Source organism: Aquirufa ecclesiirivi (genome assembly GCF_011250515.1).
GTDB classification, from domain to species: Bacteria; Bacteroidota; Bacteroidia; order Cytophagales; family Spirosomataceae; genus Aquirufa; species Aquirufa ecclesiirivi.
Genome location: NZ_JAANOP010000003.1, coordinates 1 through 23,037, shown reverse-complemented (window position 1 = coordinate 23,037; position 23,037 = coordinate 1). Strand labels below are relative to the sequence as shown.

The following is a 23,037-nucleotide window of genomic DNA, read 5'->3' as shown; positions in this document are numbered from 1 at the left end:
TGATTGCTAATTAACTGATTAAGGTTCCTACATCTTTACCAGAAACAAGGTCACACAGGTTTCCGTTTTTATTCATATTGAATACGATGATAGGTAATTTATTTTCTTGGCATAAGGTAAATGCTGTGGTATCCATGATTTTTAATCCTTTTCCTATAGCTTCCGAAAAACTCAAATGGGTATATCGGGTAGCTGTAGGGTCTTTTTCTGGATCTGCAGTGTAGACGCCATCAACACGTGTGCCTTTCAATACTACATCTGCTTCAATTTCAATGGCACGAAGTGAGGCTGTAGAATCTGTTGTGAAGTAAGGATTACCTGTACCTGCACCAAATATAACGATTCTGCCTTTTTCTAGGTGGCGCATAGCTCTTCTTCTGATAAAAGGTTCGCAAACGGCTTCTACTTTGATGGCAGTCATCATACGGGTATACAATCCATGTTTTTCTAAAGACGCTTGAACCGCCATGCCATTGATTACGGTGGCTAACATGCCCATGTAATCACCTTGTACGCGATCAATACCTGCTTTAGCGGCACTAGCACCTCGGAAAATATTTCCCCCTCCAATAACAATAGCCACTTCTACTCCCAAATCATGGACTTTTTTGATTTCTGCTGCGTATTGATCTAAAATACTAGGATCAATAACTTCCGTGGGCGTGGAAAGGGCTTCACCAGAAAGTTTTAATAATATTCGCTTGTATTTGGGTTCGGACATTGGAATGTGATGGGTCGATTATGTGCGTGCAAATTTAGAAAAAATATTCATCTATCTGCTAGAAATTTGGCTGTTTTGCTCCTTTGCTTCTGCTAATTTCCACCATGGTAAATAGGGTTTGTCGTGGTGCTCATAATGATAGCCGAAATTATAACAAGAAAGGAATGCCCAAATATGATTTTTTTCTTGGCTTCTCGATTGGTGCTTATTATCCGTTTCATGCTCCCCTCGGTGAGGTAAGTAAGTACCAAAATAAAATAATTGAAGCGTGGCTAAAATAGCCGGCAATTCCCAAAATAGAATAATGTTTTCCATGGGAAACCAAATTTTCAATACATTGTAGGCGATGGCCATGGCCAATATTTGTGTCCAATGAACATATTGAAACATGAATTTAAACCACCAAATAAAAAAGTTACCCTGGTGTACATCAGGGTCATCTGAGGTGTTGACATAGGCGTGATGATGATGATGCTTTTTTCTTAATATCGTATAATTATTGAAGGCAAAAAGTGTCGCACAGAATCGTCCTATAGCATGGTTTAGGAGAGGATGTTCTTTCGATACTACACCATGAATGGCGTCATGCGAACTGATGAATAAACCGGTATATAAATGAGTTTGAATTAAAATAGCCAAATAGGTAAATGGGTTTTTCCAATCCAGAGGCATTTGAATCCAAAAGGCTAGATGAAACATCCAGAGTAAAATGATTATCCCTGCACTGAATATACCGGTATATTTTTTCATAGGGGAATAACGTGTTGTTGTCTTTGTAAAATTGGTATTTTTATCGGGATCAATGTGTATTTTGGGCAATAATTTCACTTTGAAAGAATGAAAACTACTTACTTAACTTGGATTTTTGTCATTTGTTTGGCTATGAGCTCTGGGGATATTTCGGCTCAAAATACCTATTGTAATCCCATGAACCTCGATTATGGATTTACCCCTATCCCTAATTTTTCGGAAGCTGGGCGACATAGGGCTACAGCTGATCCAGTTATTGGCTATTTTAAGAATAAGTATTATTTATTTTCGACGAATCAGTGGGGTTACTGGTGGAGTCAGGATATGTTAAACTGGAATTTTGTTTCTCGACGCTTTCTACAACCTTATCATAAAGTCTATGATGAGCTATGTGCACCCGCTACTTTTGTAATGGGGGATAGTTTGTATGTGATTGGTTCTACCTATGCCAAAGACTTTACACTCTGGTCCAGTCATTCGCCAGAAACAGATACTTGGAGAGAGTCGGTACATGCTTTTACCGCTGGGGCTTGGGATCCAGCCTTTTTTTTAGACGATGACGGTCGACTGTATTTGTATCATGGTTCTAGTAATTTTTATCCGATGTATGGACAGGAAATTGATCGTAAGACTTTGCAACCTATAGGTGAAAGAAAGGATTTAATTCGACTGAACGATGACTTGCATGGATGGGAGCGTTTTGGCGAATACCAAGACAACACATTTCTAAAACCCTTTATGGAAGGAGCCTGGATGAATAAATATAAGGGAAAATATTACTTACAATATGGTGCTCCTGGAACCGAGTTTTCGGCTTATGGTGATGGAGTTTACACAGCAGATAAACCCATGGGGCCATTTACTTATCAAGGGCATAATCCGTTTTCATTTAAACCAGGTGGATTTACTCGTGGAGCAGGACATGGGGCTACTTTTGAAGGTCAATTTGGGAATTGGTGGCATGTGTCAACTATTACCATAGCGGTGAAAAATAGTTTTGAGCGTCGATTGGGATTATGGCCCAGTACTTTTGACAAAGATGGGATTTTGTATACCGAGACCGCTTATGGTGATTATCCATATCGTATGCCTACATCTAAATTTGATAAGCCAGTGGATTTATTTACTGGTTGGATGTTGCTTAATTACAATAAACCCGTGAAAGTTTCCTCGAGCTTAGCTGGATATGGAGCTAATTATGCCGTTGATGAGCAAATGAAAACCTATTGGTCTGCCAAAACATCTAAGAAAGGTGAATATATTCAATCAGATTTAGGGGAAATATCTACCGTAAATGCAGTACAGATTAATTATGCCGATCAGGATGTTGACTCCAGTTTTTTAGGAAAAATACCTGGGATATATCATCAGTATCAAGTATTTGGTAGTAAGGATGGGAAAAATTGGCAGTTGATTATTGATAAATCAAAGAATAAAAAGGATGTTCCTCATGACTATGTAGAATTGGCTAAGCCAGTGGAGGTTAGGTATATTAAATTGGTCAATGAACATATGGCCGCGGGTAAATTTGCCATCAGTGGATTACGGGTATTTGGCAAAGGACATGGTCCATTGGCAAATGAGGTTAAGGATTTTGTGGTACTTCGTGGTGAACATGATAAGCGATCAGCTTGGTTGAAATGGCGGCATGAGCCATTGGCCACAGGTTATGTGATTTATGCTGGCATTGCCCCAGATAAATTGTATACTTCTATTCAAGTTTTTGGTGCCAATGAGTATTATTTTAAATCCATGGACAAGGATAAGACCTATTATTTTCAAATTGAGGCATTCAATGAAAAAGGTATAGGTAAGCGAGGACCTGTCTTAAAATCAGAGTAAGATGTGCTTACCAACTTGGCAATGGAGGCATTTTTTTGTTTGACAGTAATTTTTGTACCAGTGTAAACAAGCTTGGGAATCATGCGCATTTTTGATTTCTAAGCCTATTTGAGTATAAACTCTGGAAATAACATTGTTTTCTGCATCCATTTCGAAAAGCCATCGATATGCTTTGTCCGCATATTTTGATTCTCCTCTACAGTGCGCATAGGCCAACAATACAGGAATTAAGGTATTGATGCATAAGGAATAAAAGGTGGATTTACCTAATTGGCCGAGTGGTTTATGGCTTATTTTACCAAAGTGGTAATGCTTTTGCCAATAGTTGGAAGGATTAATTTCAAAGAGCGTTTGTATGACTTTGAGTTCCTGGATTTCTAATAAAATGGATAGCAAAGAGCAGTTGTTTCGTATGACTTCGGCAAATTGCGCCATTCGAATGGTAGGAAAGTTGGCCGGTCTTAAACGGAGAAATTTCCAATCGGACATCTGCAAAAATGTACTGTCCCATTGATATTTTTTCTTAAGGTGGATAAATTCTCTTCTTAATTCCCATTGGTATTCATCTTTTATTGGGTCTTCTAACATGCCAGCTAGTCCCATCATAGCGGCTTCAATGCCTAAAGGGCGATCTCTATTTCTTAATATGAGTTTCAATGGGATTGCTTGGGTTAGGCGGAGCATAGGTTCGGCATTGAGACCAAATCCAAAACTTTTACCCAAAGATTGGTAAAATGTTTCATCCCAGTCCTGCTTATTGTTATTCCATAAGTTGATGATGGATTCATACTTGATTTGCATTCTTTGTTCAGCACAAAAGGTCAACATCTGTGTTTTGATCTCATGGGGGATTTCCTGAAAAAAGGATTGACAAGCCAGAGAGTTACTTGATGGTGAAAAAGAATCAAGGAGATTAATTTCTTGAACGCGATGGCAAAGTTCGAGTGTGGGAATTTCACGTCCATCTTGGTAATAAATGGGTAAGTCGGCTTTCCAAACTACATGTAAAATCACATTTTCAAAGGAGGCATCTTGGTGATGAGCATGGAGCAACCAATCGGAAGCTAAAACATGCAATTCTACCGAACCAATCCACGCAAAATCATTGAGGAGTATATGTGCTTCTTGAAAATCTGCGCCAGCATGTTTATTTAAGAAACCAGGATGAATGATTTGAAGATATTCACCTTGTTGGCTACGTAAGCCTTTATAGTCAAACTGCTGTTTACTCCAAATTTGGCTTAAAATTTGCTCGTTCATAGATAGAAAATTTAGACCGAAAAAAGGTCTAAGCAATCTACTATCCATTCTTAAAAGTTATTTGATAATCTTGATTGGGGCTACGGAGAATAAAATATTATCAAGATTTTGAATTATTAACTTGGTATACCCCCCAAAGTAAAATGAACATAAATACAATCTGAGACCAATAAATGGTTTCTCCGTCGAAAAGCCCCCAAGCTACTGCCACAATAGGGATTAAATAGGTAACTGAACTAGCCACAATGGCACTTGTCCATTTAATTAATTGATTAAATAGGACCATCGCCACGGCAGAACCAAATAGACCCAAGGCAATGGCAGCTAATAATGGCCACATTTGAGCGTGATCAGACCAAGGTCGGTTGAAGAAACCTGAATAAGCTAATAGCCCTAACGCCAGTGGTCCTATCATCATAAATACCCCTGCAGTTGACGTAAGAGGGTGCAAGTCAGCAAATTTTGATTTTACTGTGTGTAAATTTATGCCGTACAAAAAGGTTGCTAAAATCACCCAAAGTGCATGGTAGTTGAATTGAAATGAAAAGCTTTTACCAGCAACCAATAAGCCTATACAGCCAATTAATCCTAAAATAATACCACCTGTTTGTTTTAGAACAAACTTTTGATGAAACAAAACGATTCCGATAATCAATGTAAAAAGAGGTGTAAAAGCATTTAACATACCTGAGAGGGCACTTGGGAGATGTTCTCCAGCGATGGAAAACAGAATGGCTGGAAACAAATTTCCAGTTAATCCTGCCAGTAGGAATGATGGCCAATGTTGTTTTTGGATGTATTTTCTTCTTTTAAAAAAGAATGGACAAAAGAAAAGTGCAGCTGAGGCGATACGCAAGGCACCAACTTCCATGGCAGTATAAGTACTTAGGCTTTTTTTAACCAAAATGAATGAGCTACCCCAGATTAATGAAATGGCAGCTATGGCTAGAATAATCCAAAGTGTAGGTACTTTTTGTGTTGATGTCATGTGTTATTCCTGTAAAATTGCCTGATAATGTTCGGCAATTTCCTGTAATATTTGATTGATTTCCTCGTAAGATAGAGAAGTAACTAATCGGCTTCTAAATGGTTTGAAATGATCCATGCCACGGAAATAATTAGCATAATGACGGCGCATTTCAACGATTCCTCCATGATTTCCTTTCCACTTGATAGAAAAATCTAAGTGACTTTGACAGACGCGGATACGTTCTTCTAACGTAGGTGGAGCCAAATGTTCTCCGGTTTGAATGAAATGTTTAATTTCATTGAAAATCCATGGATAACCGATGGTAGCTCTTCCTATCATAACCCCATCCACTCCGTATCTATTTTTATATTCCAAGGCTTTTTCAGGAGTATCTATGTCTCCATTTCCGAAAATTGGAATTTTAATTCGGGGATTATTTTTGACTTTGGCGATTAGTTCCCAATTGGCTTCACCTTTGTACATTTGAACACGAGTTCGGCCATGTATACTTAATGCCTGAATCCCAATATCTTGTAACCTTTCTGCCACATCTTCAATGTTTTTGGTTGACTCGTCCCATCCTAATCTCGTTTTGACAGTCACGGGTAAATGAGTGGCATTGACTACCGCTTTGGTCATAGCGACCATTTTAGGAATATCTTGTAAAAGAGCTGCACCAGCACCTTTACAGGCCACTTGTTTTACTGGGCAGCCATAATTGATATCAATTAAATCGGGGCCAGCTTGAGTAGCAATTTCCGTGCAGGAAGCCATGGTTTCAATGGATGATCCAAAAAGTTGAATCCCTATGGGGCGCTCATATTCAAAGATGTCTAATTTTTGAACACTTTTTGCGGCATCTCTTATTAGGCCTTCAGAAGAGATAAACTCCGTATACATCAAGTCTGCTCCATTTTCTTTGCATACTGCACGAAAAGGAGGGTCGGACACGTCTTCCATGGGTGCTAAAAGCAGAGGGAAAGTGCCTAATTCGATGTTGCCTATTTTTACCATTCTCATTAAAAATTCAGTAAATTTACGACCATTATGGAAGAAAACTACATTTCTGGACCCGCGCGTTGGTTTGGTCTTTTTTCGAAAGTGCTTAGCTTATTTGGATTTTTTCTGCTTGGGAGCTTCTTAGGGCAGTTTTTGGGTATGGTCGCAGTGGTTTTAATAATGGAATTCCCTACGACAAATGTGGCCGAATTTCAAAAATTACTATTGGATTTCATGGCTAATCCAGAAAAATACGCTGGAGCCTTCAAAGGAATCATGGCTTTGCAGTGGTTTGTTTCTTTATTTACTTTTGTTGGAGGTTCTTGGGCCTATTTGAAATTTATCGAAAAACGCACTTTATATGAGTTAAGTCCTTTAGATGCGCCATCTTGGCGGATTTTTTCTTGGGCTATCATCGCATTATTAGTTTCCATTCCCTTGATGGAATACATCATTCAGTGGAATCAATCCATTGTACTTCCAGCGGGCTATGAAGAAGTGGAGGCCTGGATGAGAACTTCGGAAGACAATATGGCTCGATTAACCAAGTTTTTATTACATTTCGAAACACCCTTGGATTTTGTGACGGCTTTGGCTGTGATTGCAGGCATGGCCGCTATCGGAGAAGAATTATTTTTCCGAGGGGTATTACAAAATTTGTTTGAGCGATATTTGATCAATGTTCATGTGGCTGTTTGGTTATCAGCTGCCATATTTAGCTTTATCCATTTTCAGTTTTATGGTTTTCTGCCAAGGATGTTATTAGGTGCATTTTTTGGTTATTTGTACATTTGGTTTAGAAATATTTGGTTACCCATATTGGCCCATTTTTTTAATAATGCATGGACATTAACCTTGTCCTATTTACACCAAGAAAAGTTGATTGATTTAGATCCTGAGCAAGTTGGAGAGATGATTCCATGGTGGTCTGCAGCTATTTCATTGCTATTTCTTATTTATTATATTCGTTTGATGTATCAACAAAAAGAAGAAATATGATCAAGGACTGGGTATTGTTAGGATCATCTCAACAAGGTATCGATTTAGAAATGCAAAAGTCCATGCTTTCTGAAAGGTATGAAATACCTGCCGTTGTGATTAATAAGAAAATTAGCCCTTATAATTTGGGTGTATTTGAATTATATGTGCACCAAGACCATTTCGAACAGGCAAAGGTAGCTTTAGACGAATTCAAGAATTAAAATCAACCTATGGGATTATCCAATTTGAGTAATTTATGGCAAAGGGTTATTGCGGCGGTGATTGCTGTTCCATTTTTGTTATTCTGTATTAATTTCAATGACTATACTTTTTTGGGCTTATTTCTGTTGATTGGCGTTTTAGCTCAATTGGAATTTTATAAATTAGTGGGGAGTTTAGAAGGTAATTTACCTTTAACGTTTTATGGTACTTTTTGTGGTGTGATACTTCATTTGCTCACTTTTTTTATTGAAAAGGGAATGATAGGATACCATAATTATTATATTTTGTCGCCTTTATTAACCATCATCTTTTTTATTAAGTTGTATAAATCAAAAGATGGTAAGCCATTTCAAAATATTGCCTTTACATTTTTAGGAATTATCTATGTGGCACTCCCATTTGCTTTGTTGACTGTATTGGCCTTCATGAGGTCAGGTACTTATGATGCAAACATTATCATGGGTTGTTTGTTTTTATTGTGGGCAAGTGATTCTGGAGCCTATTTTGCTGGAACCTATTTTGGGAAAACAAAACTATTTGAAAGAGTATCGCCCAAAAAATCATGGGAAGGATTGATGGGAGGCTTATTAAGTGCTATGATTGCGGCCTATATTATTTCGAGGTATTTTACTAATTATGAAGTATGGGAATGGTTTGCCATTGGAGTGATTATCGTGGTAGCAGGTACCTACGGAGATTTGGTAGAATCGTTATTTAAAAGGAGTATAAATATTAAGGATTCGGCAAATACCATTCCTGGCCATGGAGGATTCTTAGATCGTTTTGATGGCTTACTTTTGTCCATTCCTTTTATTATTACATTCTTGAAATTATTTTAATTTTCATTCGTTTAACGAAAAGCAGAATCGAATTATTTAAAAAAAACATTATTTGCAGCTCAATGAAAATTTGCAAACGAGTCATATTGGGACTTTTCTTTTTAGTTGCATGTATGAGTCAAGATCTGTTGGCTCAAGGGCAGGACAAAACAGTATTATTTCTTGGAAGGGTAGTTACTGCAACCAAAGCAGAAGATTTACCCTTGGCATACGTATATAACCCAAAGGCTGGTCGAGGAGCATTGAGTGATAATTTTGGAATGGTAGAGATGTATGTGTTCCCAGGAGATAGTTTGGTGTTTACTTATGTGGGCTATCAGAAAAAATATTACATTATTCCTAAAAATACGGATCAGGTTCATCGTGCCATTATTTCTTTGTCAGAAGAATCGAAAATGTTGTCTGAGGTAAAAGTCTTTCCCCACAGTTCTGAGGAGGAGTTTAAGCAGGCATTCTTAAATATGCGACTACGCGATGAAAAGCAAAGGGGGATATTGGCCAATAATTTGGAACAGTCCAAGCTCAATGTTTTTGCATTACAAGCAGGTATGGGAGCATCATCTAATTTTAGAAACTTTTCTGATCAAATGGTTTCAGCTCAAGCAAATAAAACATTTTATGCGAGTCCTATTTTATCTTTAACGAATCCTTTTGCGTGGATCAACTTCATTCAATCCATTAAAAATGGAGATTTAAAGAAGAAAGAATGGAAGAAGGCGTATGAATTTTTGCCTAAAGAAAACATTTCTCGACAACAGTTTTTAAGGGAGTCTAACGCTAATAAATAGATTACCATCTCAGTTGTAATCCTATGTAAATCACTCGTTTTTGAAAATATTCTTGAAAGGATTGTTGATAGTCCCTAGTGTAATTAATGGATTTGACATTATCCCGGTTCAAAACATTGCTTATAGACAAATAGGTAATCCATATGATCTTATCTGATTTGTGAATCATTTTACTAAGCATAGCGTCAATTCTCATATAAGGAGATACATTTTGTGAAGTTGTTGATCCAAAGACAGGAACATGTATTTGTAGTTCAGTTGAATAGGTTGACGAACTCAATGGCGTATAATAATTCCCTGTTCTAATCACACTGCTCATACTAAGGTCAAGGTATTTCCATTTCCATTGTGAATTCGTGCGTAAAAAAAAAGGAATTTGGTAAGGCGAATTTTGACTATTCATTCCGATTTTTTGCTGACTCCAATGGCTTCCAATTCCAAGCTCATGTTTTGATTTTGATTTGATTAGGCTTAAGTTAAACTCTGCCCCCCAAGCTTGGGTAGTATTTACAAGTGATTTTTCTGTTTTATAGAAGGCATGGAAACTCCATTTTTTCAGTTCTTGTTCGTGTACGATATCCCAAGAAATTTGCTGGGTAGTAACCCATACATAATCATTTTCTGCGGTAAATAGGCTAGCTATTTGTTTGCTACAAGCTAGATTGGTATAGGTAAAAGAATCGTTTAAAAACCATCGAGTATGGATTTGATGGCTAACTTGTAAATCGTTTAGCTGCGGAAAATGTATCAATTTTATACCAAATCCAATTCTGACTGGTTTTGAAATGGTATAATTATTGGAAAGAAATAATTCTTGCTGAGATAAAGATGGATTATTGGCATACAAAACAGAAGCAGATTGCGGACGGTAGTCAAAAGTATAATAGGGTTTTCGGATTTGGTAGGAGGTTTGGGTATGTAGCCATTGGTATCCTGTTTTTATAGACCAGTTTTCTTGTGGAAATAACTGCAAGTCAATGCCACTGAATAGTTGAAGTGCTTTTGGGTGATAAGCATAATTTCCTGTACTATCATGTTGAGAAGATTCATGGAATCCAAACTTAAATGTCCATTGTGTATGCTCCAGGAGTTTGGATAAATTTAGGGTTTGAACATGTCTATATTTTTGATAATCAAAAGTGCCTTCAAAAGAAGGATGTCTAAACTGACTTGCATATTTTTCTTCCATAAATAGGCTAAATAGCTTTAATCGCCATAAGTTTTTAGTTTGGAAATAGCCATTTATCCCCCAGTCGCTTTCGCTGAAATGAGGTAAATTGCTCAAGGCGCTTGGATTGAAGAATTTTAATAATGGGCTAAATTGATGGTGTCCAAAAAGACTAATCCCATTTTTTTTATTGGACCATGGGGTCCAATGTATACCAGATTGTCCTAGGCTAGCATCAATTTCCAGATTTTGCTTTTGGAATGATTCATTGCTTTGAATTTGGACTACTCCAGTATTGGCATTCAATAGCTCTATTGGAGGGTTACTGGGGAAGACAAGTAAATCCTTGATGGTATTGATGGGAATAAGACTGAAGGTTCCCAAACTAGACATTTGTGTAAATTTGATCGGTTCAGGAATGGGAATATCATTGATGTATATTTGAGTTAATTGGGGATTACTTCCTCTAAAACTAATGGAGGCAGATTCACCAAATGGACTTGCTGCCGAGGTTGATTGAACAGCTAAAAGAGGGTCGGCCTTGGACGAGGCATTTAACACTATATCGAGGAAGTTGATTTTTTGATTGACGAAATCTTCCGACATGGGTACACTTGCTTTGACTTGAACTTCAGCTAGTGCATTAGGTTTATCCAATTGTAGTTGAATAAGTAGTGTTTTATTTTCAACTATTGGGATACTCTGTTTTTTGTAGCCGATGATGGATACCACTAAGGTATCAGGAAGACCTTTGTTTAATTTTTGAAAATGAAAAGAGCCTGTTGAATCACTTCGTTCAAATAGTTTATTGTGAACTAAATAGAGGCTAACATTTTCCAATTTTACTTGATGATAAGCATCCATAACACTTCCTTTTAGGCTAAATTGAGCCATCGATCTAGAGGATAGGAATAATAAAAATAGTAGGAGACTTGTTCTAATCATGGTATGAAACGGATGAAATAGGGGAGAATAATCCATAATGCCAACAAGCAGTAATAAGCTGATATAAAGCAATAACTCATCAGGATATAGCCAACAAACAGGTAATCTTTTGGCTCAAGAGTATTTACATTCAATTGAAATAGGGATGTTTTAAATTTTTTTATTGATCGGCTTGCCTCATGAAAAAGTGCGGGTTCATGTAAATACTCGGAAAGGAGAAAATAGCCATCCGTTCCTGGGATAAAAGGAATAGCATTAAAGATGATTCGGAATGCAATAAAGCATTGCAAAAATTGCCAATGTGATAGCCATATTTTCTCCATTTCCCAATCCAAGAAGATATTTATACCCAGAACCAATGAGATATCTAATAAAATTCCAGCTAGTATCACTTCCACTCGATGTCTTTGATTATCCCAAAAATGGAGGGAATTGGTATTGATATGTACAAATGGAATGAAGCCTAAAACGAAAGAAAACCCCAAATCAGCCACTAAACCACCATGTTTCAAATAAATTAAGTAATGAGCAAATTCATGTAAAAAAGTAGAAACAAGAAGTCCACTAATCAAGAAAGGGAGAAGAATGGGACTATTGATTAATTCAAAATCTTGCCATTGTTTAATGAATTGTGGATTATATATGATTTGACCTATTCCTGTGAACATAAGTAAAATGACCATAATTTGAAAAAACGTTTGTGCCATTTGATTTTTTGCCCAAGATTCCATCCATGTTTTCTCGAGGGGGATTTTGGCAACTTTATAAAAACGAAGATTTCCTCTTCCTATAAATTCAATGGGTATGGATACATAGGAAAACAATTGACTTATAACTAATTTCCAATTCGATAGGCTTTGGTTTTGAAATAATGTTTTCTGTTTTTGCTGCGCTTCTAATGCATCTTCCCATATTATTAATTCGGTTTCAAGTGAATATTGGATTAATTGATTTAGTATACTTCGGTCCGCATCATAGCTCTGCATTAGGTAAATAAGGGTTTTGTTTTCATCACGATTCTTCACTAAATGACTTAGAATATTCCATTCGCATTGACTGATTTGAATAAGCGTATCTTTCCAAGTGTGTTTGAAATAGAGTTCTTCTGTACTCTCTTTCGAATAGATTAATTTATAATCTGGATTGAATATGTAATTCATTTTATTTACCTAAGGCTAGAGCTAAGAGGGTAATCTGACTTGGATTCTGGAAATTAATTAATCGTGCGAGCGCCTCATCATTGAAACCACCAATGGCACAAGTGCTCAATTCTAGTCCTGCGCTAGCTAAGTACATGGCATGGACAATTTCCCCAGCTTCTAACATCGCCCAACGTATGCCTCTATCTAAATATTTAAAACAGGATCGTTCTAATTCGGCACCCAATACCATAAATGCACTGGCATTTATATAATCAATATCATTTTTTTGCTCTGCAAACAATGTCCTATTAAGAGCTACTTTTAATTCCTCTCGATTCTTGAAGGCATGAATTAGCTTGAGTTTATTTGTAAAGAGATCATAGATAAATACTCCTAAAGGGAGATCAGATATATGTTGATTTATGACATAAACATCGATGGGGTATAATCCACCACCTGAAGCAATATTTCTACGAGGAGGAATGAATAATGTGGGGTCAAACCTTTGGGTAATGGAATAGCTTAACTGGAGAAAGCGAGATAAATCTTGAAATGAAACAAGCTCTTCAGAATCATAATTTCTTTGGCTATTTCTTTCTTGGTTTAATTGATTTAAAGCTTCAGCCAAAGGCGGTAACTGGTCAATAGTTAATAAATCATATTCATCACAAAATCCCAATTCTATGCTGTGGTGACTGATGTTTTTCATAAAATAGTCGCTAGACATGACCGCATGAAGACGTTCACTATATTCTTTAGCTTGGTAGCTATATAATTTACTCTGTTCAAGAAAATCAAAGGAAATATCCGAGATGCAAGGTTCAAATAATAAATTTCTAGTCTTGGCCATGGGTTTTAGAGTTTATACTGTAGAAAAATGGTATTCTCAGGAAATTTGTTTTTGGCTTCTTGTAAGTATTGTTGAGCCTTGTTTTTTTGATTTTCTTCTTTGTAAAATCGGATTAGAAACAAATAGGATTCGGATATGCCCCAATTGGGTTCTTTAGAATTTTCTGGTATTGTGGAGGATAAAGAGATAGCTTTAACCAAGTTGGATTCAACCACTTTTCTGCCTCCATACATTTTTGGGGTATAAAAATCATAAATGGCTAAAGCATAATAGGCTCGGGGGTTTTTAGGGTTTAAATCAATCGCTCTTTCGGCTAATTTGCCTACTTTTCCTGCTTTGATTGGCAAAAGGAAAACATTCGTAAAGTTGAGCTTGAGTCCTTCTATCAGTGATTGTAATGCTAAGGATTCCGAATTAGACTTGGTGATTTTGCTTAGGATTTTGGATGCTTGTTCTAAACAATTTTTCGCCTTTTTCTCTTCCGATGGAATAGCTAATTTGTAATTGAAGTATTCCATATAATGGGCATAGGCATTCCAATACAAATAGTGATAATCGTTACTAGGGTGATTATTCATATAATTGATGATTTTTTGCAAACTATCTTTGGGTGTTTTCCAAGTGATTTTTTGTGCTTCATGTAGGATGTTTTCCATGCTTCCTTGTGCCCTAATGAGGGTAGGTAAAAGAAGGGTAGCCATTAAAAGAAATAGAATTTTTTTCATGATTTATGGGAATGGATGTGGATATGAAAGAAATAAATTTTCACTCGATTGAGCCTTTAGGTATTTTAAGAAAGGCTGGGAATGCACTCCTGTAAGTAAATTCCAATTGGGTACAATCACTCGGACTACTTCAAATCCTTGTGATTGTACATCTTCCGTACTAATTGGCACGACTAGAATTTGGCTTATATTTAATTGGTTTACTTCATCCCAAGAATGAATCTTACTGGAGCCTATTTCTTGGTTTGGAAAATAGGATTCTGGGCTTAAAGCTACCTGGAGAATAGGTGATTTTTTTCTCCATTGAGGAAAACGATTGTAGAAAGCAAAATGCTTGTCAAAACTATTGATGTTTTCAAACCTTGGCATATTTTGGATCCAATCTTCTGGTTTTTGACTAAGTCCAATGGCATATTCAACTCCTTGATAAGCTTCCAAGCAAGCTTTAATGATGGAGTCTTCTTTTATGAATCTACTAGCGCAACCCATGGACTGGAAAAGTTGTCCTTTATATGGAAAAAAGAGTACGACCACATGTGTTTCTACGGGGCTTAGAGCTGATAAATCAAAAAGCTTTATTTGAACTCGTGTATTGTCAAACAATTGCTTGATTTTTGGGTGCCTATAGGAAGTAAGTACATCTTGTTGGTTCATGATTGGAATTCGTTTTATCCAATGATCTTGACGATACCAGAACTCTGCAAAAGCATTTCTTTCGGCACATTCTAAAAAGCCTCCAACCGTGGCATCCTGCATGTTTTTCCCAGCTGCAATGCCTGTTGAGGTTTGAAGAATAAAATTCTTTTTTTGATCCCATTCCGTATTATGAGGTAAATGAACTGTAAATGCAGGTACCCAAACAGATTCCTGATTGAGGATGTTTTTACTTTCGATCCAACTGAGTACATCGTCTTTTTGCCATGTTTGATAGGGAAAATTTGAGTCATATTGCGCAGGAATAAATGGGATACATGTTTCGACGGGCAAGAAAATTTTACCTTGGTTTCTCAAATCTGTTTCACTAGCAAAAATGAAATCCTTGGGGTGCTGATGTGATGCCGCATATCGTTCTATCCATTCACCTATGGCCGAATTATCTGCCTCTATTTGGCAGAATCCAATCCCGGAACCTTGAATCATATGGGTATTGGAAGCTAAGATGTCTAGGTGTGCTGCCTCTACATAGCTTTGGTATAAACCCAGCGGTAAACACCTTCTTGTTGGAATCTGATAGCGATTTCCGTGGATTAAATCATGTTTTAATGGAACCATGGGTTAAGGCTATTTAAATATTGAATGTCATAGATTGATTCCTTTGGCTGCAAATAGGGCAATGTGGAACTTTAAGGATGTTGAATTTTTGTACTTCAATAGGACTGCCTGTCATCACAAAACTTTGGCCTATTAACGGGGAATACGTAAAACCCGATAAAATAAATTGATGTAATTCTTCGTGAATGAAATTGACCAATGCGGTGAAATACTTCTTATTCTTGACTAGGGGAGTATAGATGTACTCATGATTCTGTTTTTTTTGTAGAATGGAAAAGGCTTTTGGATTTTTCAGTTGTACTTGTTTTCGATCTGCATAGCAGTTCAAGCAAGGGCTTAATAATTCAGGAGAAAAAATAGGCCCAAGGGTAAAGGATGAGCTATCTATGTCGACGTACAATAGGGGTATTTTAGCCTCATAACTTAGCTGGGCAAGGTCTTTTATACGATTACGGTGAGTAAATAAAGAACCCCAAAAGAGTATTAAATCAGCCGCCTTTATATTGTCTTCTAAGGTATATTCTACTGATTTTTGGCTTATTTCATTCAGTGAGCTAATGAGAGAAGTTGATTGGTCTGAAAACTTAGCGTCAATGAGAACATGAATTTTTATTGTGTGCGTATTTTTAGATTGTAGGATTACTTGTTTTTCCTTCATCCAAGAAATTAATTCATGAAATGTTTCATTATCATGCCCAAACTCTGCTTGATGACTTTCGTAAATACTTTCCAAGGAAATTTTTTGATGTATTCCTTTTAGTATTTCTTTGATCATTGGAGTAGATTCTCCATGAATTTCAATCAGGTTCTGATCTCCGTTTACAATGTATAGCGTATCTGGACCACAAAATATGGCTTGGTGGGGTATTGTCGTTTTCATATGTGGGTAGGTATTTTTGTAAAATGGGTAGAGAATATCTCTACCCATTTATCCAATTAGGCTGTTGCTTCCGCTGGAGCATCATTGTTTGATTTGCAGCAGGTACAAGTACATGTGCAAGTCGAACCAGCTAGTGCGACTTCGTTTGATCCTCCGAAAGAAGCATCTCTGTTTTCTAGAACAGTCAAGGTTAATTTTAACTTTTTCATTGTAATTAGGGTTAGGGTGATTGAATTATTTCGAAGGCAATTTCAAAAAAATGTCCTAATTACAAAAGGAATGTCAATAGCCTAAGATTACATTATCAGTTTGTAGATAATATGTAGACAAAAATGGGCTTTGGAGCTCCATGGGGACGGATATTTGATATATTTCAAGTTTTGAGATTCCAAATACTTGATTAATATTTAGGACTTAAATCCAACAAAAGCTAACATTCTACCCGTCAAACCTTGCTCTTTTCTATGTGAGAAAAAATGTTCATTGTGCTCAACTGTGCACCAAGGTGAAATTTCTATTTGAGATATACCTAATTCAGCTAACTGCAATGCATGGTGTTGCTTCAAATCCACATGCCATTTATCAGAAAACTTTTGTTTACAAGTCTCCGGAAACTGAGCAGCTACTTCATCTCCCACCTCAAAATGTTGTAGACTAATGCAAGGGCCTATATAGGCCAATAGATCTTTGGCTTGACTTTGGTACTTAGTGAGTAATAAATTGGCTGTTTTGGGAACGATTCCTAATACAGAACCTTTCCATCCCGCATGAATGGCTGCGGTAATTTTTTGCACAGGATCCACTAGAAGTACGGGGCAGCAATCGGCTATGCCCACTGCTGAATAAATATTTGCTTGCGTACTGATGATGGCATCAAAACCACTTTGATAATCAGGTTGTTGGCATTCCCAAATAAGATCTTGATGGGTTTGAAAAGATCGAGCTAAGTGTTGGGGCTTTATGCCTAATGATTGGCATAAAAGAATAATATTTTCTTGAATGATTTCTGCTTGATCGTCTGTATGTACTCCTAGGTTTAGGGAATAATAAGGAGCTTGACTTTTTCCTCCGTGGCGGGTACTGACACCCGCCACTAATTGAGGAATATGTTTGAAAATGTCCGGTTTAAGGTATAAATCGGAGTGTTTAATCATCGTAAGATAAACCGTATTGCTTTAAAACTTCATCAGGAACACCTTTCCAATCGTTGGGTGTATTTCCTTTATAAGCTAAATCATCTAAACCGATTCTAGAGGTATAGAAACCTGTAGCAGTTAAATTTCTCATCAAAGTAAAGAAATTCACTCCTTGGGAAAACTGAGGTTTTACTTTTTCAGGATAAGCAATGTCGTCTACAATTTCAATGCGTTGTTTGGGAGTAATTTCAGTAAATAATTTACTAAAACGACGCTTAGATTCTCCATCTAACCACCTTAAACCACCACGCATCGGTGTTTTAAATTCAGGCTTATCTTTCACAATAAACTCAATGAACTTAGTAACTCCTGATTGAGAAGCACTTCCAGATTTAGCATCCGCAGGGATGATAATATCTGACAAGATCGTAATGGTAGCCAATTCATGTGCATTTAAGAACTTTTCAGCCATTAATTTGGCATCACGTTCTGCTTCATCCATGGTTCTACCATTGGGAACTTTTAATGGAGCTACTTTTTTAGGATCAGGTGCTCCTTCCAAAGCCTCCATGGCTTTTACTTGAGGATTCAATGCAGCTAAGCCCAATGAACTTAAGCCGATATTTTTTAAATAATCTCTTCTTTTCATTATAAATTGGCTTTTTTACGTTGATCAATAATATATTCTGAGGTACGCATCGAAAGAGCTAGGATCGTCCATGTGGCATTCTTATCTCCTTGAGAAACGAATGGCGCTGCATCGGCTAAGAACAAGTTCTTCACATCATGTGCTTGGCAGTTGGAATTTACGACAGATGTGCTGGTATTATTACCCATACGAGCTGTTCCTACTTCGTGGATAATACGACCAGGATCAGCTAAACCGTAATTGGTATCTGCACCTGGTTTTTTACCCATTGCCTTTCCACCCATCGCATCAATAATTTGCTCAAAGGTATCTTGCATGTGTTTTGCCTGCTTGATTTCGTAATCACTCCATTTGTAATTGAAGCGTAATACAGGAATACCATATTTGTCAACTACATTCGGGTCTATCTCGCAATAGTTATCTTCTCTTGGTACAGGTTCTCCACGACCAGCAAAGCTGACATAAGAACCGTAGAAACGACGGTAATCTTCTTTTAAGGTTGCTCCATATCCACCAGCTGCTTTTTTCAAACCATCACGGGTGAAGTTTTCACGACCATTTAATCCCTCAATTCCCCAACCAAAACCGTAGCTAGGCATACCCATACCACCACCGTATTCGATGTGGTATCCACGAGGGAAATCTAATTTACTGTTATCTCCCCACCATGGTGAGTAAATATGTGAACCACCCACACCATCTTCATTGTATGTTTTACGATCAAATAAAGAAGGAATGATAGCCGAACGAGAAGCACCGGTTGAGTCATTGATGTATTTACCAACTACACCACTCGAGTTGGCAATACCATTCGGGAAACGAGAACTTTTTGAGTTTAATAATAAACGTGCCGTTTCTCCAGCAGATGCGGCTAAAACAACAATTTTACCTTTTACGGAATACTCTTGTAAAGTACCTGTATGTACGTAAGAAACTCCTGTTGCCAATCCTGAGATTGGATCAGTCATTACCTCTCTGGCCATGGCATAAGGTAATAAAGTTAAATTACCTGTGGCAGCTGCGGGTTTTACTAAAACCGAGGATGAAGAGAAATCGGCATAAGCTTGACAAGCTCTTGAACATTGCGCACAATAAAAACATTGTCCACGTTCATTGTTAATCGGCTTAGTTAAAATGGAAAGGCGAGAAGGATAGGTTGGAATTCCAATGGCCTTATTCGCTTTTTTAATCATTAATTCGTGCAAACGAGCTTTAGGAGGAGGTAAGAAAATGCCATCTGGGTTATTTCTTAGTCCTTCATTGGTACCAAACACCCCAATCAAGCGATCTACTTTATCGTAATATGGCTTCATGTCATCGTAGCCAATAGGCCAGTCGTCACCTAAACCATCAATACTTTTTCTTTTAAAATCATCCGGTCCAAAACGCAAGGAAATACGTCCCCAGTGGTTGGTTCTACCACCCACCATACGAGATCTAAACCAATCAAATTTAGTTCCTTCTTTACGCGTGTAAGGTTCCCCCTCAATATCCCAACCACCATAGGCAGCATCAAAATCACCAAAAGGACGAGTGGTATTAGCACCACGACGAGGGGATTCATAAGGCCATTTTAATTGGGTAATGTTTTTCGGGTCAGCGGGGTCATAGGGTTGACCTGCTTCTAATAAACAGACTTTAGCTCCAGCTTTGGTTAGCATATGGGCAGCCATACCGCCACCAGCACCTGAGCCAACAATCACCACATCAAAAACCTCTTGCTGAGATTTGATGTATATGGAAGAATTAATCATAGTTATGGGTTTCGAATTTATTTGGCAAAATAGGGAAATATTTTTTCAATTTCTAATTTTCTTATCCTGAAAATAGCGTTAACAAGGATTTTGACGTGTTTATTGCCACATTTGATTTTCTTGATTTATTAAGCGGAGAAAGGCTTTAGCAAGTACAAGTTGATTTATTTCAAAACGAAATTACCCATGATTTTTTTTCAGCCTAACTCAGATTTTTTCCTTGGCCAAATTCCGAGATTAAGCTGTCATATTTCAGGCAAAATCCTTATTTTTACAACCTTTATATCATTTCTAGTTTGGCCAGAAAAGCAGCAGATGGACAAGAACCTTTGAAAAAAGGCGAAACTCCACTTTCCCGACAATTCAATCAGATTAAAGCCAAGTACCCTGGGGCCATTTTGCTGTTTAGGGTAGGGGACTTTTATGAAACTTTCGGGGAAGATGCCGTCAAAGCCTCCAAAATTTTAGGAATCGTTTTAACGCGCCGAAATAATGGGAATGCTGACGATCATTTGGCAGGTTTTCCACATCATTCCTTGGATGTATACTTGCCAAAATTAGTTCGTGCTGGTCAGCGAGTGGCTATTTGTGATCAATTAGAGAATCCTGCTGAAGCCAAAGGTATTGTGAAACGTGGCGTAACCGAATTAGTTACTCCTGGAGTATCGTTTAATGATCAAGTATTAGATAACAAAAGAAATAATTATGTAGCCTCCATCGCTTTTCCTTCCACAGCACAAAATTTGTACGGATTGGCTTTGTTGGATATTTCTACAGGAGAATATATGTGCTCTCAAGGGCCTTTGGCCTATATTCAAAAGTTGATCCAAAGTTTTTTGCCGGCTGAAATTTTGTACCCCAAAAATTTCAGAAATCAGTTTTTAGATTCTTTTGGCGATCAGTTTCACTCGTTTAGTTTGGAAGAATGGATATTTACACATGATTTTACTTATCCTTTATTAACACAGCATTTCAAAACCCAAAATCTAAAAGGTTTTGGTATAGAAGAAATGCCTTTGGGCATCATTGCAGCGGGCGTTATTCTTCATTATTTGGCAGAAACGGAACATAAACAAGTGGCTCATATTTCGTCCATTCAGCGCATTGAGGAAGATAAATATGTTTGGCTAGACCGGTTCACGATCCGAAATTTGGAATTAATTCACCCCTCCCAAGAGGGCGGTGTTCCTTTGATTTCCTTGATGGATCAAACGCTGACTGCCATGGGAGCTCGTTTACTTCGAAAATGGATGGTGCTTCCTCTGAAGCAATTGAGTGAAATACAAGACCGTCAATTAGGAGTTGCCGAATTAGTCCAAAATCAAGATTTTCTGGATGTATTGGTGAGCTATTTAAAGCCAATAGGTGATTTAGAGCGATTGATTTCCAAAGTAGCAGCCAGTAGAATAAATCCGAGAGAGCTGGTCCAGTTAAAAAAAGCCTTACAACAGATTCCTTTAATCAAGGATTTATTATGTGATAATAGCCAAGGAAGTTTAAAAAAATGGGCCGATCGATTAAACCCTTGTAGCACATTAGTTGATACAATAGAGCTAGCGCTACGCGATGATGCACCCATGTTAGCGCATCAAGGAGGTATTGTGAAGACAGGTTTTCTCGCTGAATTGGATGAGCTCCATTTGTTATCCTCCCATGGGAAAGAATACTTACAAGACCTACAAAAAAGAGAAATAGAGCGTACAGGTATATCTTCGTTGAAAGTAGCTTACAATAAAGTTTTTGGTTATTATTTAGAAGTAACCAATTCCCATAAAGATCGGGTTCCACCTGAGTGGATCAGGAAGCAAACCTTAGTGAATGCCGAACGCTATATTACGGATGAGCTGAAGGTTTACGAAGAAAAAATTCTCACAGCGGAAGATCGAATTTCTCAAATTGAATATGGAATATTTCAAGAGTTGATTCGTGAAGCGATGGAGTATTTGGAACTGATTCAAGTGAATGCTCAAGGTATTGCTACGTTGGATGTTTTGCAGAGTTTTGCGACCATAGCACAAAGAAATCATTATGTTCAGCCTGAACTTTTGGATACAGATACAATTGATATTAAAGAAGGTCGACATCCTGTCATTGAACAGCAATTGCCTGTTGGGGAGGCTTATATTCCCAATGATGTTTATTTAGATAATGAATCCCAACAAATCATCATGATTACGGGGCCCAATATGGCAGGAAAATCGGCTTTACTTCGTCAGACGGCTCTGATTGTGTTAATGGCTCAAATGGGGTCGTTTGTGCCAGCCAGTGCTGCCACGATTGGCTTAGTGGACAAAGTATTTACTCGGGTGGGGGCATCTGATAATTTCTCTAAAGGAGAATCTACCTTCATGGTAGAGATGACGGAGACGGCGGCTATTTTGAATAATTTATCGAGCAAATCTCTGGTATTGCTGGATGAAATTGGTCGAGGAACATCCACTTACGATGGGGTTTCAATGGCCTGGGCCATTGCTGAGCATTTGCATAACCATCCTAAAAGTATTGCTAAAACGCTTTTTGCGACGCATTACCATGAATTAAATCAATTGGCAGATGATTTCCCTCGGATAAAGAACTTCCATGTATCTGTGAAGGAAATGGGAAATAAAATCATTTTTTTGAGGAAGTTATTACCTGGTGGTTCGGCCCATAGTTTTGGTATTCATGTGGCTCAAATGGCAGGAATGCCTACGCCTTTGGTGCTTCGTGCTCATGAAATTTTGAGACATCTGGAAAAAGATCATATCAAGGAAGATCATGATCAAAAACTCAAAGATATGCCTAAGGTAAATTATCAATTAAGTCTTTTTGGTGCTGAAATTCCAGCTGGACTGAAGGAGATAAATGATCAATTAGAAAAAATGGATGTTAATTCACTTTCTCCGATTGAAGCTTTGTTGAAATTAAATGAGCTGAAGAAGATGATAAATTATAAATTATAAGGTATAAATTATAGTTTATAAAGACTTTATGAATATGCTCAATATACTGTGTCAAATACTAACTTAAGCAATGATTGTCAATGCCTGAAATAGGTTGACCGTTTAAAAGTAAAATTTTAAACATAAAATCTATTATCCATGGCAAACAAAAAATCGTATCTTCAAAGTGTGTCGCAAAGACGCCTTCGTCATTTTAGTGACA

At 37.4% G+C, this 23,037-nt stretch carries 21 protein-coding genes; 6 read left to right on the top strand and 15 right to left on the bottom strand.

From position 1 onward, the window contains the following. Positions 1-10: 10 nt before the first annotated feature. On the bottom strand, positions 11-721 hold the full coding sequence (gene pyrH / locus G9H65_RS05440) for a UMP kinase (RefSeq protein WP_166232200.1): 711 nt from the start codon (positions 719-721) through the stop codon (positions 11-13). 51 nt (positions 722-772) lie between these two features. Further along, positions 773-1,471 carry a fatty acid desaturase gene (locus G9H65_RS05435; RefSeq protein WP_166374337.1) on the bottom strand — a complete coding sequence of 233 codons (699 nt, stop codon included), beginning with the start codon at positions 1,469-1,471 and terminating at the stop codon, positions 773-775. A gap of 87 nt (positions 1,472-1,558) precedes the next feature. Here G9H65_RS05435 and G9H65_RS05430 point away from each other — a divergent pair, with 87 nt between their 5' ends. Continuing rightward, positions 1,559-3,313 carry a family 43 glycosylhydrolase gene (locus G9H65_RS05430; RefSeq protein ID WP_166374336.1) on the top strand — a complete coding sequence of 585 codons (1,755 nt, stop codon included), beginning with the start codon at positions 1,559-1,561 and terminating at the stop codon, positions 3,311-3,313. Here the strand turns inward: G9H65_RS05430 and G9H65_RS05425 are convergent. From G9H65_RS05425 to dusB, 3 genes are all read right to left on the bottom strand, one after another. Beyond that, entirely contained in the window at positions 3,305-4,573 is a 1,269-nt protein-coding gene (locus tag G9H65_RS05425; RefSeq protein ID WP_166374335.1) for a DUF2851 family protein, read from the bottom strand. The genes G9H65_RS05430 and G9H65_RS05425 overlap by 9 nt on opposite strands. A gap of 100 nt (positions 4,574-4,673) precedes the next feature. Then, entirely contained in the window at positions 4,674-5,561 is an 888-nt protein-coding gene (locus tag G9H65_RS05420) for a DMT family transporter (protein WP_166374334.1), read from the bottom strand. A 3-nt stretch (positions 5,562-5,564) separates the two neighbouring features. Then, positions 5,565-6,557 (bottom strand): tRNA dihydrouridine synthase DusB, encoded by a 993-nt coding sequence (gene dusB, locus G9H65_RS05415; protein ID WP_166374333.1) that lies wholly within the window; start codon positions 6,555-6,557, stop codon positions 5,565-5,567. Positions 6,558-6,590: 33 nt separating this feature from the next. Here dusB and G9H65_RS05410 point away from each other — a divergent pair, with 33 nt between their 5' ends. From G9H65_RS05410 to G9H65_RS05395, 4 genes are all read left to right on the top strand, one after another. Further along, the gene (locus G9H65_RS05410; RefSeq protein WP_166374332.1) at positions 6,591-7,541 is read left to right on the top strand and encodes a CPBP family intramembrane glutamic endopeptidase; all 951 of its coding nucleotides are present in this window, start codon (positions 6,591-6,593) and stop codon (positions 7,539-7,541) included. Further along, positions 7,538-7,744 carry a hypothetical protein gene (locus G9H65_RS05405; RefSeq protein WP_166374331.1) on the top strand — a complete coding sequence of 69 codons (207 nt, stop codon included), beginning with the start codon at positions 7,538-7,540 and terminating at the stop codon, positions 7,742-7,744. Before G9H65_RS05410 ends, G9H65_RS05405 begins: the two co-directional genes overlap by 4 nt. Before the next feature lie 9 nt (positions 7,745-7,753). Further along, the gene (locus G9H65_RS05400) at positions 7,754-8,584 is read left to right on the top strand and encodes a phosphatidate cytidylyltransferase (RefSeq protein ID WP_166374330.1); all 831 of its coding nucleotides are present in this window, start codon (positions 7,754-7,756) and stop codon (positions 8,582-8,584) included. A gap of 113 nt (positions 8,585-8,697) precedes the next feature. Continuing rightward, entirely contained in the window at positions 8,698-9,372 is a 675-nt protein-coding gene (locus G9H65_RS05395; RefSeq protein WP_166374329.1) for a peptidase associated/transthyretin-like domain-containing protein, read from the top strand. A 1-nt stretch (position 9,373) separates the two neighbouring features. Here the strand turns inward: G9H65_RS05395 and G9H65_RS05390 are convergent, their stop codons facing one another. From G9H65_RS05390 to G9H65_RS05345, 10 genes are all read right to left on the bottom strand, one after another. Then, positions 9,374-11,485, bottom strand: a complete 2,112-nt coding sequence (locus G9H65_RS05390) for a carboxypeptidase-like regulatory domain-containing protein (RefSeq protein ID WP_166374328.1) — start codon at positions 11,483-11,485, stop codon at positions 9,374-9,376. Continuing rightward, positions 11,482-12,645, bottom strand: a complete 1,164-nt coding sequence (locus G9H65_RS05385) for a hypothetical protein (RefSeq protein ID WP_166374327.1) — start codon at positions 12,643-12,645, stop codon at positions 11,482-11,484. Before G9H65_RS05385 ends, G9H65_RS05390 begins: the two co-directional genes overlap by 4 nt. A 1-nt stretch (position 12,646) precedes the next feature. Then, positions 12,647-13,477 carry a SagB family peptide dehydrogenase gene (locus G9H65_RS05380; RefSeq protein ID WP_166374326.1) on the bottom strand — a complete coding sequence of 277 codons (831 nt, stop codon included), beginning with the start codon at positions 13,475-13,477 and terminating at the stop codon, positions 12,647-12,649. Between the two features lie 5 nt (positions 13,478-13,482). Then, positions 13,483-14,202: a tetratricopeptide repeat protein gene (locus tag G9H65_RS05375; RefSeq protein ID WP_166374325.1), complete on the bottom strand. Its 720-nt coding sequence runs from the start codon at positions 14,200-14,202 to the stop codon at positions 13,483-13,485. 3 nt (positions 14,203-14,205) lie between these two features. After that, complete coding sequence (locus G9H65_RS05370; protein WP_166374324.1) at positions 14,206-15,474, bottom strand: YcaO-like family protein; 1,269 nt, start codon at positions 15,472-15,474, stop codon at positions 14,206-14,208. A 13-nt stretch (positions 15,475-15,487) separates the two neighbouring features. Next, complete coding sequence (locus tag G9H65_RS05365) at positions 15,488-16,354, bottom strand: hypothetical protein (protein WP_166374323.1); 867 nt, start codon at positions 16,352-16,354, stop codon at positions 15,488-15,490. Positions 16,355-16,410: 56 nt separating this feature from the next. Next, a complete protein-coding gene (locus tag G9H65_RS05360; protein WP_161566853.1) occupies positions 16,411-16,563 on the bottom strand; it encodes a hypothetical protein in 153 nt (50 codons plus the stop codon). A 198-nt stretch (positions 16,564-16,761) separates the two neighbouring features. Then, positions 16,762-17,508, bottom strand: a complete 747-nt coding sequence (pgeF, locus tag G9H65_RS05355; protein ID WP_166374322.1) for a peptidoglycan editing factor PgeF — start codon at positions 17,506-17,508, stop codon at positions 16,762-16,764. Next, positions 17,501-18,139, bottom strand: coding sequence for a gluconate 2-dehydrogenase subunit 3 family protein (locus G9H65_RS05350; RefSeq protein ID WP_166374321.1), 639 nt, complete (start codon positions 18,137-18,139; stop codon positions 17,501-17,503). Before G9H65_RS05350 ends, pgeF begins: the two co-directional genes overlap by 8 nt. Next, positions 18,139-19,893: a GMC family oxidoreductase gene (locus G9H65_RS05345; protein ID WP_166374320.1), complete on the bottom strand. Its 1,755-nt coding sequence runs from the start codon at positions 19,891-19,893 to the stop codon at positions 18,139-18,141. Before G9H65_RS05345 ends, G9H65_RS05350 begins: the two co-directional genes overlap by 1 nt. A 296-nt stretch (positions 19,894-20,189) precedes the next feature. Between G9H65_RS05345 and mutS the strand changes: the two genes are divergently transcribed. Next, a complete protein-coding gene (gene mutS, locus G9H65_RS05340; RefSeq protein WP_166374319.1) occupies positions 20,190-22,835 on the top strand; it encodes a DNA mismatch repair protein MutS in 2,646 nt (881 codons plus the stop codon). The last annotated feature ends 202 nt before the right edge of the window (positions 22,836-23,037 follow it).

Bases quoted from the DNA above. Each gene is read 5' to 3' on its own strand.
- pyrH (WP_166232200.1), bottom strand. From the start codon at position 721: ATGTCCGAACCCAAATACAAGCGAATATTATTAAAACTTTCTGGTGAA.
- G9H65_RS05435 (WP_166374337.1), bottom strand. From the start codon at position 1,471: ATGAAAAAATATACCGGTATATTCAGTGCAGGGATAATCATTTTACTC.
- G9H65_RS05430 (WP_166374336.1), top strand. From the start codon at position 1,559: ATGAAAACTACTTACTTAACTTGGATTTTTGTCATTTGTTTGGCTATG.
- G9H65_RS05425 (WP_166374335.1), bottom strand. From the start codon at position 4,573: ATGAACGAGCAAATTTTAAGCCAAATTTGGAGTAAACAGCAGTTTGAC.
- G9H65_RS05420 (WP_166374334.1), bottom strand. From the start codon at position 5,561: ATGACATCAACACAAAAAGTACCTACACTTTGGATTATTCTAGCCATA.
- dusB (WP_166374333.1), bottom strand. From the start codon at position 6,557: ATGGTAAAAATAGGCAACATCGAATTAGGCACTTTCCCTCTGCTTTTA.
- G9H65_RS05410 (WP_166374332.1), top strand. From the start codon at position 6,591: ATGGAAGAAAACTACATTTCTGGACCCGCGCGTTGGTTTGGTCTTTTT.
- G9H65_RS05405 (WP_166374331.1), top strand. From the start codon at position 7,538: ATGATCAAGGACTGGGTATTGTTAGGATCATCTCAACAAGGTATCGAT.
- G9H65_RS05400 (WP_166374330.1), top strand. From the start codon at position 7,754: ATGGGATTATCCAATTTGAGTAATTTATGGCAAAGGGTTATTGCGGCG.
- G9H65_RS05395 (WP_166374329.1), top strand. From the start codon at position 8,698: ATGAGTCAAGATCTGTTGGCTCAAGGGCAGGACAAAACAGTATTATTT.
- G9H65_RS05390 (WP_166374328.1), bottom strand. From the start codon at position 11,485: ATGATTAGAACAAGTCTCCTACTATTTTTATTATTCCTATCCTCTAGA.
- G9H65_RS05385 (WP_166374327.1), bottom strand. From the start codon at position 12,645: ATGAATTACATATTCAATCCAGATTATAAATTAATCTATTCGAAAGAG.
- G9H65_RS05380 (WP_166374326.1), bottom strand. From the start codon at position 13,477: ATGGCCAAGACTAGAAATTTATTATTTGAACCTTGCATCTCGGATATT.
- G9H65_RS05375 (WP_166374325.1), bottom strand. From the start codon at position 14,202: ATGAAAAAAATTCTATTTCTTTTAATGGCTACCCTTCTTTTACCTACC.
- G9H65_RS05370 (WP_166374324.1), bottom strand. From the start codon at position 15,474: ATGGTTCCATTAAAACATGATTTAATCCACGGAAATCGCTATCAGATT.
- G9H65_RS05365 (WP_166374323.1), bottom strand. From the start codon at position 16,354: ATGAAAACGACAATACCCCACCAAGCCATATTTTGTGGTCCAGATACG.
- G9H65_RS05360 (WP_161566853.1), bottom strand. From the start codon at position 16,563: ATGAAAAAGTTAAAATTAACCTTGACTGTTCTAGAAAACAGAGATGCT.
- pgeF (WP_166374322.1), bottom strand. From the start codon at position 17,508: ATGATTAAACACTCCGATTTATACCTTAAACCGGACATTTTCAAACAT.
- G9H65_RS05350 (WP_166374321.1), bottom strand. From the start codon at position 18,139: ATGAAAAGAAGAGATTATTTAAAAAATATCGGCTTAAGTTCATTGGGC.
- G9H65_RS05345 (WP_166374320.1), bottom strand. From the start codon at position 19,893: ATGATTAATTCTTCCATATACATCAAATCTCAGCAAGAGGTTTTTGAT.